Below are 14,583 nucleotides of genomic sequence, written 5' to 3'. Positions count from 1 at the left end.
GAGCATGGCTCATGCCATCTGTCCTGCCGATCAATGCAATCAATTAGCGATCAAGTCGGGATTCGCCCATTGATTGCATGGATGATTTTCCGCATCGCGGAATCGGGGACAATCGGGGGACGATTGCTTGTGCAGTGGCCGGTACAGGCCAACTTGGGGCATGCACCGAGGCGGAGCGCGCCAGCGCCGCCCTGGCGCCCGGAAGCGGTGCAATCGACCGATCACGCACCATCATTGAGAAAACAAAAATACGATCATTTAGATAAAAACAAGCAATCATTGTGATAGCCTGCTGCCTCGGTACCTGAACGCATGAATCGCCTGGAGCCCGCGATGTCCGGTCTTGCCAGCCACTGGCTGAAACGCCTCTCCGAGAGCGCCAAACCCGCCTACCTGATGATCCCCGACCTGATCGAGGAGGATCTGGCAAGTGGCCGCCTGCAGGCCCGCGACCGCCTGCCGGCGCTGCGCGACCTGGCCGATGCGCTGCAACTCAACTACACCACCGTGGCGCGCGCGTACGCGGAAGCGCGCAAGCGCGGGTTGATCGATGCCAAGGCAGGGAGCGGCACTTTTGTGCGGGGGCGTCCGCCGGCGCTGCCGCTGCGCGCGGGCACCGGTGCCGAGATGACCATGAACATGCCGCCCGAGCCGCCGGTGCTGACCACGCGGCTGCGGGAATCGGCATCGCACCTGATGGGCGCCACCGATCCCTACAGCCTGCTGCGCTACCAGGATTTCGGCGGCACGCCGGCCGACCGCGCGGTCGCCACGGAATGGCTCAAGCGCTACGTGCCGGCCTGCCGCGCGGATGCGGTGCTGATCTGCCCCGGCATCCACAGCGCGCTGGTGGCGCTGGTATCGCTGCTGGCCCGGCCCGGGCAGACGATCTGCCTGGATACGCTGGCCTACCCCGGCATCAAGGCCATCGCCACCCAGCTTGGCGTGCAGTTGCAAGCCCTGCCCAGCGACGAGGAAGGCCCTCTTGGCCCGGCGTTCGAAACCCTGTGCAAGACGCAAAAGCCGAGCGCGCTGTACTGCAACCCGACGCTGCAGAACCCCAGCACCAAAACCATGCCACAAGGACGGCGCGAGATCCTCGCGGATATCGCCCTGCGCTACAGCGTGCCGATCATCGAGGACGACGCCTACGGCATGCTGCCGCAGCGCACGCCCGATGCCATGGCCACGCTCGCGCCCGAACTCACCTACTACGTAACGGGCCTGTCGAAGTGCTTTGGCGCGGGACTGCGCATTGCCTTTATCAAGGGCCCCACCGCACGCCAGGCCCAGCGGCTGGCCGGCACCTTGCGCGCCACCACGGTCATGGCAAGCCCATTCAATACCTTGCTGGCCACGTCATGGATCAAGGACGGCACGGCGGAAGACATGCTCAAGGCGATCCGCGCCGAGAGCGTGGCGCGGCAGCTGGTGGCTCGCGACGTCCTCGCGGGCCGGCCTTATGACGCCGACCCGGAAGGCTTCCATCTCTGGCTGCCGGTTCCGCGGGACAGCGGATGGCGCCCGTCCGAGCTGGCGTTGCACCTGCGCTCGCGCGGCATTGGCGCGGTCTCTAGCGCGGCCTTCTCCACCGACGGCAACCCGCCGGACGCGATCCGCATCTGCCTGGGCGGACCGGGCGACCGCGACGAGATCGAAGAGTCGCTGCAGATCGTGGCGGATACGCTGGACGATCCGCATCATCTGCATTCGGCGATGCTGTAACAGCCATGCCACGGGCGCGTGCCCGCCTCTACAGCAGCAAGTGATACGCTCAGGCGCCGGAATGCCCGGGCTCCCGCAGAGGGATCGCAAACGGGCTGAATCGCTGCTCGCACCGCGCCGCCGTCATTGAGCGCAAGCCTATGCAGGAAGTGTGTGATGCCGTCGGCGGACGGTGCGCCGCACATGAGCGCTCTTGCCACGCGTGCGCCGGACTTCGCCCGGCGCCCCGCACAGAAGTCCGACGAACCTATTTTCTTTCTGCCGCGTTCACCAGGCATTCAGACAGCTTGTCGAAATGGCGTAACGCCGCCTGCGTCAATTCGACCTGCTTGCGTCGCGTGTCTTCCGTGTCTGTCAGCATGATCCAGCCCTTCTCGCGCATGGATTTCAGGCGGGCATGCAGCGTTGCGGGCGAACCAAGCTCGCTCTTTGCCATCATGTCCCTGACCGAGAGTCGCTCCTGAGCCTGGCTTGCACGGGCAATCAATCCAAGAATGCGTTCCTCAAGAGGATCGAGCGCTGGCAACGAAGGAAGACCTCGCAATGCCTCCGCGAGCTGGAGAAAGCGCAAGTAGATGTCTGCCGGACGTGTCAAGACTGAGGCCCCGGAAAAATGGATCGCTGCAAATGGATCGCCGCTTACTGTGCGCGGATTCAATTATCATCGATGCCCAAGTTATCAACGCACTACCGCATTCTACCCTGATGCCCAATTTCCGCCTGCAGCTAAGTATGGTTCTCGCCACAAACATACTTTTCGTCCTGATGCTGGCGCTTAACGAGTGGCTCTTCCGGGAGTTGGAGTTCGTGCCGGGCATCAACTGGATCTACTTGCCGGCAGGGATGCGGCTACTCTGCACATTGCTGTTTGGCGGGGCGGGTGCGGTGGGATTGCTGATCGTTTCGTGGCTGGTAAGCTTCCTCTACTTCTTCCCGGACGACTTCTCTCGCTCATTCATGGGAGGAATCATCGCGGCGGTTGCACCCTATCTTGTCTATCGGCTTGCCCAACACATCTTCGGCTTGCGCGCGTCGCTTGCAAACTTGACCTCAAAGCGGCTACTGGCCTGCGTTTTGGCTTATTCGATTGCAAGCCCGCTGCTGCACCACATCTGGTTTGCGCTACGTGGAGACAGTGGCAACCTGATACAAGGCTTCCTGATCATGTTCGTCGGTGATCTGACCGGGACACTGATTGTGATTTACACCCTGAAGGGATTACTCGCTTTGTTGCCCCTCATGGTTGCCCGAGCCCCGCTCAACAACAAATAGATATGGATATCGCCATGCCCGGGAAGACTTTGCCTTGGGTCGTTGATCCAACGTCTACATGAATTGAGCAATGTATTTCCCCAGGGCTTCCTGCAACACGTCGGAATTCAGCCCCGAGGCACCGGCGAGCGGTGGACATATCAGCAAGGCGCCAGGCCCTTCGATGTGTACACTTATTGGCTTGCCCAAGTCTGCCGGTTGCAGGACGTGCTTCGATTCCTTGGCGCCGGTAAAACCAAATGCGCACAGGAAATCGTCCGAGTTACGCGTACCCAGGCAAACGATGACTTTGGGCTGCATACGCTTGCGCAACTCAGCCATGAATTTGAAACGCCTGCCTTCACGACAGAGCGCAAAGTAGCGCCCCTGAGGCGTCAGCGCTGGTTGATTCCAATGTGCCCTGGCCCAGCTTCTCGTGCCGATTTCGCCCGCAGGCAACGGGAACAAGGAAAGCTTGAACTCCCAGCCTGATGCGCCATAGAGGTGGCGGTCAAAATATTGCTTCGAATCACACCCGCCAGAATCCGCTCTTCCATTGCGTGCCGCCGCCACGATACGCGCGATCTTTTGCTGCGTAGCCAAACGGGGCAGGATCTCTCGATGCCGCAGCCGGAAATCCGCGTCCCAGGCAAGGGGCGCAGATACAGGTGACAGTGGACTCGCAAGCGGAACTGCTTCGCCATGTGATTTCACATCGCAGAACCATAGGTCAGCGGAGGGATTACCTTCCATGCCGACATAGGAGCCAAGGTATGCATCGAGAGACTGACTTGAGACGGGCACTTGCGGATGCCTCTGCAAGTCTTCCAACTCGTTGCCCCCTTCCACTGTCCCCATCCAGTTCGCAGGAGCAATCGTCTCTTTTGGCTCTGAATACTGCGGCCGGTCGCTGACCACAGGCCACACTTGCTGCGCTACACCCCGGTCACTCATGCTGCCCCTTGGTAATTGCTACGCCCAGGATATCCAGACCTGGGCGTCTGACGCCAAGCAATGCTGCGTCTCTTTTATTTTTGATATAAAAATTATAGCAATATTGGATGCAAGGAGGCACCACCAAACATCAAGGAGCGGCAGACGGCCAAAACATTTGGTGTAGAAACAACGGCTACGAACGCCTACCGTTCGGGACGGAACGCAAGGGCGCTGCCTGGACTAGGCGAGCAGCCGGCCCAGCGTTGCCACCGCGATGGTGAGCGCGCCGAGCAGCAGGTTCAGGCCCACTGTCTGCCTGATGCGGCCCAGGGCGGCGCCCGCGGCCTTCCAGTCCTGCGCGTCGACGGCACGGCGGAGTGCGCCGTAGGGGCCAAAGTACACATAGGCAAAGATCGCCATCATGACCAGGCCCATGCCGAACATGGCATGCCAATGCCTGGGAGCGGCGGCAAACCCGACCCCGGCAAGCATGGATGCGCCACTGACGGCGATCAGCGCGACCGCCACCCAGACCCAGGCCAGGAAGCGCGCTAATACGGCACGCCACAGGCGCAGCCGCTGTGGCGGCTCAAGCAGGGTGCCAGCAGCAGGGCGCAGGCAGACATAGGCGAAGAACATGCCGCCCACCCACAGGGTGACGCCGGCGATATGCAGGAAGCGGAGGATGGGATCGAGGGTCATGGGTAGGGATTTCCTGCCGGCGGGCCGCCGGACGGTTAGCGGATGACAGTTGACTGTTGACTGTTGACTGTTGGGGGAATGCCGCATTCTAGCCCCAGAAAGCCACATGCGCCCGAAAAAGCCAACGATAAGGCACGCAGGTCTGCGTAGTGGTAGCGGCAACAGCGGGACGGCCCGCCACTTCTGCTAACCTACCATCCGGGTCAGTCGCCCGCGGCGGAGGATGGGCAGCCGGGACGGAAGCGCCGGCGATCGGACAGACCGGGCAAACCGAAGAACTAGATACTCATGCGGCACTCCTTAAAGTACCGGGTTGCTTTGGCCACGGCTGTGGTGGTGACCTTCATCATCCTGGCGCGCGCGCTGTTCGCCCAGTTCTACGCCCTCCACAGCATCAAGGCAATGCGGCAGGCGCAGCAGGAGACGCTGGTCAAGCTGGTCGCGGAACAACTCGATGACAAGTTCGAGACGCGGGCTGACGACTTGCGCCGCCTGGCGCGCCAGCTGGCGCCCATGCTCGGGCACGCGCCCGCGGACATGAGGCGCTTCGCGGCCCAGGCCGTGGTCATGCCGCAAATCTTCAATGCCGTGTTCCTGGTATGGCCCGATGGGGATATGGCGTTCAGTACCGCCGTACCCGGCGGCCAACGCATCCATCTCGCCGACCGCGACTACTTCCGCGAAATCCTCAGCGGTTCGGAGTTTGCCGTGTCCGACCCGCTGCGCGGACGGACGACCGATTCGCCGGGCGTTGTGCTGGCTGTTCCCCTGCGAGGCCCGGATGGGAAGTTGCTCGCGGTGGTCGGCGGCGTGCTGAATTTCACGGAGAGCAACTTCCTCGGCCAGCTGGCGCACAGCCGGGTTGGCCTGACCGGCAGCTACTGCCTGGTCTCCTCCGGCACGAACCCACGCTATGCGATACACCCCGACCAGTCCAGGATATTGACGCCGGCCAGGGCGCTCGACGAGACCTGCGGGCTCGAAGCACCGCATTCCGCCTGGGAAGCACTCGATCCCACGCAACCCATCGTGGCGCGCTACCTGCTTGAATCCAATGGCTGGCATGTGGTTTCGGTCCTGCCGGCCGAAGAGGCGTACGCGCCCCTGTTCGAGGCGCGCCACAAGGCGGTCGTGGCCGCGGGCCTTTCGCTCGTCGTGGCCGCGCTGCTGATGTGGCTGGTGATACGGCGCCTGCTGGCGCCGCTGGAGTTGCTGCATCGCGTGGTGGGCGAGGTGCCCAAGGATCCCGCCGCGCTGGCCTCGCTGCCGACCGGCCGCAATGACGAGATCGGCGAACTGGCCACCACCTTCGGCGCGGTCATGCGGCAACTGTCCGAGCGGGAAGCCGCACTCTCCGCCGCCAAGGATCGTGCCGCCGAGAGCGAGAAGCGCATCGAGGCCATTGCCAACCATGTGCCCGACTTCGTCTCGTTCATCGACATGAACGAGCGCTATGCCTTCGTCAACGAGGCCTATGCGAAGCGCTTCGACCTGCCGGTGCGGCAGATCGTCGGACTCACGGTACGCGAACTGTGGGGCACGCCGGCCTACGTGGCATCGAGACCTTACCTGGAGCAGGCCTATCTGGGGACGCCGGTGACCTTCAGCCTGGAAGGCATCGACGGCGCCGAGTATATGGAAGTCACGTACCAGCCCGCATGGAACGACGGCAAGGACACGGTCCAGGGGCTGTATATGTTCGCGCGGAACGTGACCAGCGAGCGCCAGAAATTGCGCAGCCTGGAAGCGCAGACGCTGACTGACCACCTGACGGGCCTGCTCAACCGCAAGGGTTTCGACCGGCGCATGGCCGAGGCCATGGCCCGCGCCAGCGCCAACCGGGTCAACGCCGCTCTCTTGCTGGTGGATGTCGACGATTTCAAGACCATCAACGACACCTATGGGCATGCCGTTGGCGACCAGTTGCTGGCAGCGTTCGGCGAGCGCCTTTCCGCCTGCGCGCGCAATGGCGACGCGGTGGCCCGGATCGGCGGCGACGAATTCGGCATCGTGCTGGAAGACGCGTTCAATACGGCAATGCTGGAACGCATCGCCCAGGCCATCGTGCATACCGCCACGCGCGCGCATTTCATCGACGGCCATACCATCGTGTCGACCGCCAGCGTGGGCATGGCCATTCATTACCCCGAAGACGGCCAGACCGTGAACGAACTCTTCATGCGCGCCGATATGGCGCTCTATGAAGCCAAGCGCAGCGGCAAGGCCAGGTACACGCCGCCCACGCCGAGCAGCGCCGTCTAGCGCAGCTTGCCCCGGGCGGTCCTCGCCAGCCACAATGCGGGATGGCGGTACGCATGTGCCGCCATCCCGCCCGCGCACCAACCCCCGAGGATGACGCCGTGACCGACCCGATCCTGATCCGCCCCGCCGAGCCAGGCGATTTCAAAGCGTGGAAGGTGCTTTGGGATGGCTACAACGCCTTCTATGGCCGCAAGGAAGAGACGGCGCTGCCGGCCGAGATCACCCTGATGACGTGGTCGCGCTTCTTCGACGCCTATGAGCCCATGCACGCMCTGGTGGCGCAGCGCTCCGGCCAGTTGCTTGGCCTGGTGCATTTCCTGTTTCATCGCAGCACCATCCAGATCGGCCCGAGCTGCTATCTGCAAGACCTCTTCACGACCGAGGCGGCGCGCGGGGCCGGCGTGGGCCGCGCGCTGATCGAAGCGGTCTATCAGCGCGCGCAAGCCGCCGGTGCAAAGCGGGTTTACTGGCAGACGCACGAAACCAACACGACGGCGATGAAGCTTTACGACAAGGTCGCGGAAAAGTCCGGGTTCGTGGTGTATCGCAAGCCAGGCTAACCGGTCGGACTGACTATGTGAGTCGATCCGTGGTTGAGCAGACATCGCCCTCTGGCGGCCTGGACACTGTTTGAACATTAAAGCAATGGCGCCCAAGACCCCAGTCGACAGGTTCCTCAAATCGCTTGACAACACAAGAAAACTTGCGAACCGCCCCCCGTTTTTTGGGTCGTGTTATCCACAAATACTGTGGATAACAGGGGGCGCGCTCCCCGCAAACCGGCATGCAGTCGCCAATCCAATCGGACTGCCTATTGTTTCAGCAACTTGTAGGATTTGTGGCACATTGATGTCACATTCGTGACGGCGAGCGTGCCGGCCCAAGCGGCAGCGTTCGCTGAGTGAACATTCTTTCTTCCTTTTTTCCGTTTTCCGTCGCTTCCTTTTCTCTTGCGCTCTCCCTCGCGCGCCCGCTCGGGACTCTTGCCCCGGCCCCCGGATCCCCGCCCGGCCCCTTCGGCCCCCTGACCGGGACTCTCGCCTCATGGTTACCGCACGGTCCGTGGCCGACAATACCTGCTCGCTTAAGACCTGCACCGCCGCGCCACGCGATGCCGTTGAAGGAGGAGAGTCATGGCATTGAGGCAGCCGCGGGACGAGGGAGGACGCAGAAGGACATAAGGGCACAAGGGAATCAGTCATGCGCAGCGCCCCGCCCATGGATGGGATGGCCGCCGGTTCGCGTTGCGCTTATCGCCGTTGCACGGCCAGGGCGGTCACGTGCATCCAGGCGCTACCCGAGGAGATTGCCCACAAAAAAGGACTTGCCGGATATGGCCATGCCAGCACCGGCACGCCTGCTGGAGTCAGATATGCCTATGTATCTTGCGACCCTGCTCACCGCTGCCGCGTTGGCTGCAGGCCCTCTCTGCGCAGCCCAGGCCAACGCGGGCGTGGGTGACGTGGCTACGGCCAGCGTACACACGCACACCGGCCCGCGCGACGCCTTCACCGACGGCGCACGCTCCGCGCAAGCCGGGGGCATGGCGCCGGCAACGCTCGGCCGCCAGGGGTTTTCAGCATGCGTGTCCCGACCCTTCGATCCCTACCAGGATGGCATGCGCAGCGGCCAGACCGATCCGTACGCAAGCGGTGGAGAGTGCCTTGCAGCCCTGCAACCCATTGGACCGGCCACCGCGCCTGGCACCGGCCGCGCGGCATAGCAGCGAGTCTTCGCCATGGACAGGAGCCGGCGGCGCGGCCGGCTCGCAACACGGAGTGGAACGTCATGCGTGGCACCCATGCACACGGCAACAACTTGCCACGCGTGACACCTCCCGACTGGAAAGACCTGCCCGGCGCTTCTTGCCGAACACGGCACGTTCACCCAGGTTTTCCTTTGCTAAGCTAGGTGAAGCACGCGGTGCACCTCACGCGGCAGCCGTGCTTTGGCCTGTCGCGCCGGCAACACTTGCCCGCGTGGACACCCATGCCTACGCGCAAGCAACAGATCCGCCTATGCACCAGTCCGGATGGCGTGCGCCTCGCTTACGCCATCAGCGGCCAGGGGCCGCCGCTGGTCAAGGCGGCGAACTGGATGAGCCACCTGGAGTTCGATGTGGGGAGCCCGGTATGGAGCCATCTGCTCAACGAACTCTCGCATTGCCACACGCTGGTGCGCTATGACGAGCGCGGTTGCGGCTTGTCCGACCGCGATGTCGAACTGTCTTTCGAGGCATGGCTGCAGGATCTGGAGACCATCGTCGAAGCCACCGGCGTCGATCGCTTCCCGCTGCTGGGTATCTCGCAAGGCGCGTCGATCGCGGTCGCCTTCGCGGTGGCGCATCCCGATCGGGTCAGCCACCTGATCCTGCATGGCGGCTATGCGCGCGGCAGGCTCAAGCGGGCGCTCGACCCGCGCCTGCGGGAGGAGGCCGAGCTGATGAACCGGCTTGCCGAGATCGGCTGGGGCCAGGAGAATCCCGCCTTCCGCCAGTTCTTTACCACGCAGTTCATCCCGGGCGGCAGCGCCGAGCAGCACCGCTGGTTCAACGAGCTGGAACGGGTGTCGACCTCGCCCGCCAACGCGGCGCGCTTCATGCGCATCTTCAACGATATCGATGTGGTGTCCCTGCTGCCCCAGGTGTCCTGTCCCACCCTGGTACTGCACGCGGTGCACGATGCGCGCGTGCCCTTCGACGAGGGCCGGCTGATTGCCAGCCTGATTCCCGGCGCCCACTTCGTCCCGCTGGAAAGCGATAACCACCTGCTGCTGGAGACGGAACCGGCCTGGCAGCGCTGGCTCGACGAGGTGCACGCCTTCCTGCCCGCCACGCCGCCCAGCGCGGACCTTGTCTTCACCATGCTGACCCCGCGCGAGCGCGACATCGTGGAGCTGATCGCGCAAGGCCGCGACAACGCGCAGATCGCCGCGCATCTTGGCCTGAGCGAGAAGACCGTGCGCAATCACATCACCAGCGTGTTCGCCAAGCTCGAAGTGGAAAACCGCGCGCAGGCCATCGTGCTGGCCCGCACGTCGGGCTTTGGCCAGCTTGGCCCATAGCGCGGCCCGGCAGTGCGCATGGACGAAAACGATGCACTGGGTCGAACCGATCAAACCGATCAAACCTGTTGCAGATAGCTGCCGAAGCGAGCGCGGATCTGGTCGAGATTAGCGAGCGTGCCGGACAGATGCCGGCGCAGGCTGGCCTGCGCCGCTTCGGCATCGCCCCGGGCGATCGCATCGACAATGGCGGTGTGGTCCGCCACGACGGCATTTGCCTTGCCGGCGATCGGCAGGTGCAGGCGGCGCAAGCGATCCAGGTGGCCGCTCTGGCGGCGCACCAGCATCCACAGGTCCGGCACGCGCGCGGCCTCGTACATCTGGCGGTGGAAGGCCTGGTCGAACAACGAGAGCTCGGCAAAGTCCCGCGCCGCGAGCATGGCCTGCTGCCGCGCCACGCTAAGGCGCAGCCGTTCGATCAGCGCCGGATCGGGTTCTTGCGCAAGGGTACGCACGATTTCCACTTCCACCGAGCGCCGCAGGAAATGCGCCTGCTGCGCCGCCGCAACGCTGATGGCGCTGACCACGGTGGCGTGCTGCGGGAAGATGTCGACCAGTCCTTCCTCGCTCAGCCGCATCAGCGCATCGCGCACCGGCGTCTGGCTGATGCCGTATTGCGTGGCGAGATCGGCGCGCGACAGCACCGTGCCGGGGGGTAGCGTCATCGCGATGATCATGTCCCGCATATGCTCGAACACCTGCGGTGCGGCATGCCGCGTGCGGTCGAACTGGAAATGCATCTGGGGAGGGGACAGGGTGGCTTCCATCTGGTGATCGGGTTTCTACGGCAGGAGTGCAGCTGCGCACACAAAGTTGTGTGGTCGCGCCGCATTGGGTTGTCATTGGGTCATTCTAGTGGAAAGATTTCCGGTTTGACACACTAATATATTAGTGCTTTAATGGCCTGCATGAGATCAGTTGTCGTATCTCCCGTGAGGCGACGGTCCCGATAACAACACCATGGAAGTGACAATGACGTCCCGAAAGAAGACGCCTGACACACTGCGCAGCGCGCGCTGGTTTGCCCCCGACGACCTGCGCTCCTCCGGGCACCGCTCGCGCATCATGCAGATGGGCTACGCGCCCGACGAATGGCTGGACCGCCCGATCATCGCGATCATCAATACGTGGTCCGACATCAATCCCTGCCACTCCCACTTCAAGCAACGCGTGGACGACGTCAAGCGCGGCATCCTGCAGGCGGGCGGATTTCCCATCGAACTCCCCGCCATCTCGCTGTCGGAAAGCGCGGTCAAGCCAACCACCATGCTGTACCGGAACATGCTGGCGATGGAAGCCGAGGAACTGATCCGCTCCCATCCCATCGACGGCGCGGTGCTGATGGGCGGCTGCGACAAGACCACGCCCGGCTTGCTGATGGGCGCGTCCAGCGCGGGCGTGCCGGCCATCTATGTGCCGGCCGGCCCGATGCTGCGCGGCAACTGGAGGGGCAATGTGCTGGGCTCGGGCTCGGACGCGTGGAAGTTCTGGGACGAGCGCCGCGCCGGCAACATCAGCAAGACGGAGTGGATCGGCATCGAGGGCGGCATCGCCCGCAGCCACGGCACCTGCATGACGATGGGCACCGCCAGCACCATGACTGCCATTGCCGAGGCCATCGGCATGACGCTGCCAGGCGCCTCCTCGATCCCGGCCGCCGACGCCAATCACATCCGCATGTGCTCCGAGGCCGGACGGCGCATCGTGGACATGGTGTGGGAAGACCTCACCCCGCAACAGATCCAGACGCGCGCCTCATTTGAAAACGCGATTGCCGTGGCGATGGCGATGGGTTGCTCCACCAACGCCATCATCCACGTGATCGCCATGGCGCGCCGCGCCGGCCATGACATCGGGCTGGAGGATTTCGACAAGGCCAGCCGGCGCGTGCCGGTGATCGCCAATATCCGGCCCAGCGGCGACAAGTACCTGATGGAGGACTTCTTTTACGCGGGCGGCCTGCCGGCGTTGATGAACCGCATCGCCGACAAGCTCCACCTGGATACCATGACCGTCACCGGCCGCACCCTTGGCGAGAACATCGCGGGGGCGGAGGTCTACAACGACGACGTGATCCGTACTCCGGAAAACGCGCTCTACCAGGAAGGCGCGCTGGCCGTGCTCAAGGGCAATATCGCGCCGGATGGCTGCGTGATCAAGCCCAGCGCCTGCGAGAAACGCTTCTTCAGGCATACCGGCCCGGCGCTGGTGTTCGACGACTACCCGTCGATGAAGGAAGCCGTGGAGCGCGACGACCTCGACGTCACCGCCGACCACGTCCTGATCCTGCGCAACGCCGGCCCGCAAGGCGGCCCGGGCATGCCGGAATGGGGCATGCTGCCCATCCCCAGGAAGCTGGTGAAAGAAGGCGTGCGGGACATGCTGCGCATGTCGGATGCGCGCATGAGCGGCACCAGCTACGGCGCCTGCATCCTGCACGTCTCGCCCGAGTCCTATATCGGCGGCCCGTTCGCGCTGGTGCGCACCGGCGACCTGATCTCGGTCGACATCGACCGCCGCAGCATCCACCTGGAGGTGTCGGACGAAGAACTGGCGCGCCGCAAGGCCGAATGGACGCCGCCGCCGCCGCGCTTCGGGCGCGGCTATGGCTGGATGTTCTCCCAGCATATCCGGCAAGCCAACGATGGCTGCGACTTCGACTTCCTGCAAACCGACTTTGGCGCGCCCACCGGCGAGCCGAGCATCTACTGATCACCGAGCGGACCCGCCATGACCCAAGCCAGCAAGCTCAGCCAGCCCATCATCGACCAGCTCAAGAGCGTCAGCACGGCCACGCTGTGCACCGCGCTGTTCAAGCGCGGCCTGCGTAACCAGTTTATCCAGGACGTGCGTCCGCTGAACCCCGAGCGCGGCAATATGGTCGGCGAGGCCTTCACGCTGCGCTATATCCCGGCGCGCGAGGACCTGAACCCGATCGCGGTGTTCCAGGACCCGAACCATCCGCAACGGCAGGCGGTAGAGCAATGCCCGCCGGGCGCGGTGCTGGTGATCGACAGCCGCAAGGACGCGCGCGCCGCCTCGGCCGGCTCGATCCTGGTCACCCGGCTGATGCAGCGCGGCGCGGCCGGCATCGTGACCGACGGCGGCTTTCGCGATTCGCCCGAGATTGCCCGGCTTGCCATGCCGGCCTATCACCACCGCCCTTCCGCGCCAACCAACCTGACGCTGCACCAGGCGATCGAGATCAACGGCCCCATCGGCTGCGGCGACGTCGCGGTGTTCCCGGGCGACGTGGTGGTGGGCGATGCGGAAGGCGTGATCGTCATACCGCGCCATCTCGCCGAGGAGATTGCCGCGGAGGCCGTCGAGATGACGGCCTTCGAGGACTTCGTCACGGAGGAAGTGATGAAGGGCCGCTCGATCATCGGCTTGTATCCGCCGACCCAGGAGCAAAGCCGGCTGGACTTTGCGGCATGGCGCCAGGCTACCGGCCGCTGAGCGCTGGCTTCGCGCGAAGCGCGGGCACAACCATGAGACATGCCTGCCCCGGCGCTCGGGGCAAGGCCGCCACGGATGGAGACAAGATGAATCACAGTAAGCGAGGCGCGCTGCGCCGCGTTGCCGCCCTCGGCATGCTGGCTGCGGCCTGCGTCATCGGGATGGTTGGCGCCGGCGCCCACGCCCAGGACAAATGGCCGTCGCGCCCGATCACCTGGGTGGTGCCGTTCGCGGCGGGTGGATCGACCGACATCGTCGCCCGCACCGTTGGACAGGAAATCTCGAAATCGCTGGGCCAGCCGGTCGTGGTCGAGAACCGGCCCGGCGCGGCCGGCGCCGTGGGCGCGGGCTATGTCGCGCGTGCCAAGGCCGACGGCTACACACTGTTTGGCGGCACCATCAGCACGCATGCCATCAATGCCAGCCTGTACAAGAATCTTTCATACGACCCGGTCAGGGACTTCGAACCGGTCTGCCTGATCGCCTACGTGCCCAACGTGCTGATGGTCGATGCGAAGCTGCCGATCCACAACGTGAAGGAACTGATCGCTTATGCGAAGCAGCATCCGGGCATGAGCTTCGCGTCTTCCGGCGCCGGCACCTCGACGCATCTGGCCGGCGAGCTGTTCGCCGACATGATCAACGTCCCGATGACCCACGTGCCCTACAAGGGCAGCCCGCAGGCGATACAGGATGTGGCCGCCGGCCTCGTTCCGTTTCTCTTCGATCAACTGACCGCGGGCGACGCGATGATCAAGGCCGGCAAGCTGCGCGCGCTGGCCGTGACCTCGCCCAAGCGCTCGGCGCTGGCGCCCGATGTGCCGACCATGGCGGAGGCCGGCGTGCCGGGCTTTGAAATGGTGTCCTGGCAGGCACTGTACGCGCCGCGCGGCACGCCGAAGGACGTGGTGCAACGCCTCAACGCGGAAGTGGTGCGCGCGCTGAAACAGCCCGCCGTGCAGCAACGGATGACGCAGCAGCTTGGCATGGAAGTGGTAGGCAGCAGCCCGGCCGAACTGGCGACCTTCATGGGCAAGGAAATCCCGCGCTGGGCGGAGCTGGTGAAGAAATCGGGTGCGACGGCGAATTGAGGAAGCATCAGCCATTGCAACCCGCACGAAAGTCGGATGAACCTGAATTTGTACGCTAGCGCTAGCGCTACGGCTTCGGTAGAAGCAAAGCGCG

Annotated in this window: 13 protein-coding genes; 9 read left to right on the top strand and 4 right to left on the bottom strand. The window is 64.2% G+C overall.

All coding sequences use genetic code 11. The annotated features are described in order from the left end of the window. The first annotated feature begins 333 nt into the window (after positions 1-333). Positions 334-1,725, top strand: coding sequence for an aminotransferase-like domain-containing protein (locus tag AC1DQ3_RS11505; RefSeq protein ID WP_477120320.1), 1,392 nt, complete (start codon positions 334-336; stop codon positions 1,723-1,725). 247 nt (positions 1,726-1,972) lie between these two features. On the opposite strand, the gene AC1DQ3_RS11500 is transcribed toward AC1DQ3_RS11505, so the two are convergent. Then, positions 1,973-2,320 carry a winged helix-turn-helix domain-containing protein gene (locus AC1DQ3_RS11500; RefSeq protein ID WP_477120319.1) on the bottom strand — a complete coding sequence of 116 codons (348 nt, stop codon included), beginning with the start codon at positions 2,318-2,320 and terminating at the stop codon, positions 1,973-1,975. A 110-nt stretch (positions 2,321-2,430) separates the two neighbouring features. Here AC1DQ3_RS11500 and AC1DQ3_RS11495 point away from each other — a divergent pair, with 110 nt between their 5' ends. Further along, the gene (locus AC1DQ3_RS11495) at positions 2,431-2,997 is read left to right on the top strand and encodes a hypothetical protein (protein WP_477120469.1); all 567 of its coding nucleotides are present in this window, start codon (positions 2,431-2,433) and stop codon (positions 2,995-2,997) included. Positions 2,998-3,051: 54 nt separating this feature from the next. On the opposite strand, the gene AC1DQ3_RS11490 is transcribed toward AC1DQ3_RS11495, so the two are convergent. After that, positions 3,052-3,930: a transcriptional regulator gene (locus AC1DQ3_RS11490; protein WP_477120318.1), complete on the bottom strand. Its 879-nt coding sequence runs from the start codon at positions 3,928-3,930 to the stop codon at positions 3,052-3,054. Between the two features lie 222 nt (positions 3,931-4,152). Continuing rightward, complete coding sequence (locus tag AC1DQ3_RS11485) at positions 4,153-4,614, bottom strand: CopD family protein (RefSeq protein WP_477120317.1); 462 nt, start codon at positions 4,612-4,614, stop codon at positions 4,153-4,155. Between the two features lie 288 nt (positions 4,615-4,902). Between AC1DQ3_RS11485 and AC1DQ3_RS11480 the strand changes: the two genes are divergently transcribed. The 4 genes from AC1DQ3_RS11480 to AC1DQ3_RS11465 all read left to right on the top strand — a co-directional run bounded on the left by AC1DQ3_RS11480 (position 4,903) and on the right by AC1DQ3_RS11465 (position 9,939). Further along, positions 4,903-6,876 carry a sensor domain-containing diguanylate cyclase gene (locus AC1DQ3_RS11480; protein ID WP_477120316.1) on the top strand — a complete coding sequence of 658 codons (1,974 nt, stop codon included), beginning with the start codon at positions 4,903-4,905 and terminating at the stop codon, positions 6,874-6,876. A gap of 98 nt (positions 6,877-6,974) precedes the next feature. Beyond that, the gene (locus tag AC1DQ3_RS11475; RefSeq protein ID WP_477120315.1) at positions 6,975-7,436 is read left to right on the top strand and encodes an N-acetyltransferase family protein; all 462 of its coding nucleotides are present in this window, start codon (positions 6,975-6,977) and stop codon (positions 7,434-7,436) included. An 812-nt stretch (positions 7,437-8,248) separates the two neighbouring features. After that, positions 8,249-8,599, top strand: a complete 351-nt coding sequence (locus AC1DQ3_RS11470) for a hypothetical protein (RefSeq protein WP_477120314.1) — start codon at positions 8,249-8,251, stop codon at positions 8,597-8,599. Positions 8,600-8,865: 266 nt separating this feature from the next. After that, a complete protein-coding gene (locus AC1DQ3_RS11465; protein WP_477120313.1) occupies positions 8,866-9,939 on the top strand; it encodes an alpha/beta fold hydrolase in 1,074 nt (357 codons plus the stop codon). Positions 9,940-9,998: 59 nt separating this feature from the next. On the opposite strand, the gene AC1DQ3_RS11460 is transcribed toward AC1DQ3_RS11465, so the two are convergent. Continuing rightward, positions 9,999-10,706 (bottom strand): GntR family transcriptional regulator, encoded by a 708-nt coding sequence (locus AC1DQ3_RS11460; RefSeq protein ID WP_477120312.1) that lies wholly within the window; start codon positions 10,704-10,706, stop codon positions 9,999-10,001. Positions 10,707-10,911: 205 nt separating this feature from the next. On the opposite strand from AC1DQ3_RS11460, the gene araD reads away from it, so the two are divergent. The 3 genes from araD (at position 10,912) to AC1DQ3_RS11445 (ending at position 14,489) form a co-directional block, all read left to right on the top strand. Next, positions 10,912-12,651: an L-arabinonate dehydratase gene (araD, locus tag AC1DQ3_RS11455; RefSeq protein WP_477120311.1), complete on the top strand. Its 1,740-nt coding sequence runs from the start codon at positions 10,912-10,914 to the stop codon at positions 12,649-12,651. An 18-nt stretch (positions 12,652-12,669) separates the two neighbouring features. Beyond that, entirely contained in the window at positions 12,670-13,398 is a 729-nt protein-coding gene (locus AC1DQ3_RS11450) for a ribonuclease activity regulator RraA (RefSeq protein WP_477120310.1), read from the top strand. Positions 13,399-13,484: 86 nt separating this feature from the next. Further along, positions 13,485-14,489 carry a Bug family tripartite tricarboxylate transporter substrate binding protein gene (locus tag AC1DQ3_RS11445; protein ID WP_477120309.1) on the top strand — a complete coding sequence of 335 codons (1,005 nt, stop codon included), beginning with the start codon at positions 13,485-13,487 and terminating at the stop codon, positions 14,487-14,489. Positions 14,490-14,583: the final 94 nt, after the last annotated feature.

Source organism: Cupriavidus sp. 01T418 (assembly GCF_056398885.1).
This window is presented reverse-complemented; position numbering and strand designations above follow the sequence as displayed.

Coding starts and splice junctions, on each gene's coding strand:
- AC1DQ3_RS11505 (WP_477120320.1), top strand. CDS start 334: ATGTCCGGTCTTGCCAGCCACTGGCTGAAACGCCTCTCCGAGAGCGCC.
- AC1DQ3_RS11495 (WP_477120469.1), top strand. CDS start 2,431: ATGCCCAATTTCCGCCTGCAGCTAAGTATGGTTCTCGCCACAAACATA.
- AC1DQ3_RS11490 (WP_477120318.1), bottom strand. CDS start 3,930: ATGAGTGACCGGGGTGTAGCGCAGCAAGTGTGGCCTGTGGTCAGCGAC.
- AC1DQ3_RS11485 (WP_477120317.1), bottom strand. CDS start 4,614: ATGACCCTCGATCCCATCCTCCGCTTCCTGCATATCGCCGGCGTCACC.
- AC1DQ3_RS11480 (WP_477120316.1), top strand. CDS start 4,903: ATGCGGCACTCCTTAAAGTACCGGGTTGCTTTGGCCACGGCTGTGGTG.
- AC1DQ3_RS11470 (WP_477120314.1), top strand. CDS start 8,249: ATGCCTATGTATCTTGCGACCCTGCTCACCGCTGCCGCGTTGGCTGCA.
- AC1DQ3_RS11465 (WP_477120313.1), top strand. CDS start 8,866: ATGCCTACGCGCAAGCAACAGATCCGCCTATGCACCAGTCCGGATGGC.
- AC1DQ3_RS11460 (WP_477120312.1), bottom strand. CDS start 10,706: ATGGAAGCCACCCTGTCCCCTCCCCAGATGCATTTCCAGTTCGACCGC.
- araD (WP_477120311.1), top strand. CDS start 10,912: ATGACGTCCCGAAAGAAGACGCCTGACACACTGCGCAGCGCGCGCTGG.
- AC1DQ3_RS11450 (WP_477120310.1), top strand. CDS start 12,670: ATGACCCAAGCCAGCAAGCTCAGCCAGCCCATCATCGACCAGCTCAAG.
- AC1DQ3_RS11445 (WP_477120309.1), top strand. CDS start 13,485: ATGAATCACAGTAAGCGAGGCGCGCTGCGCCGCGTTGCCGCCCTCGGC.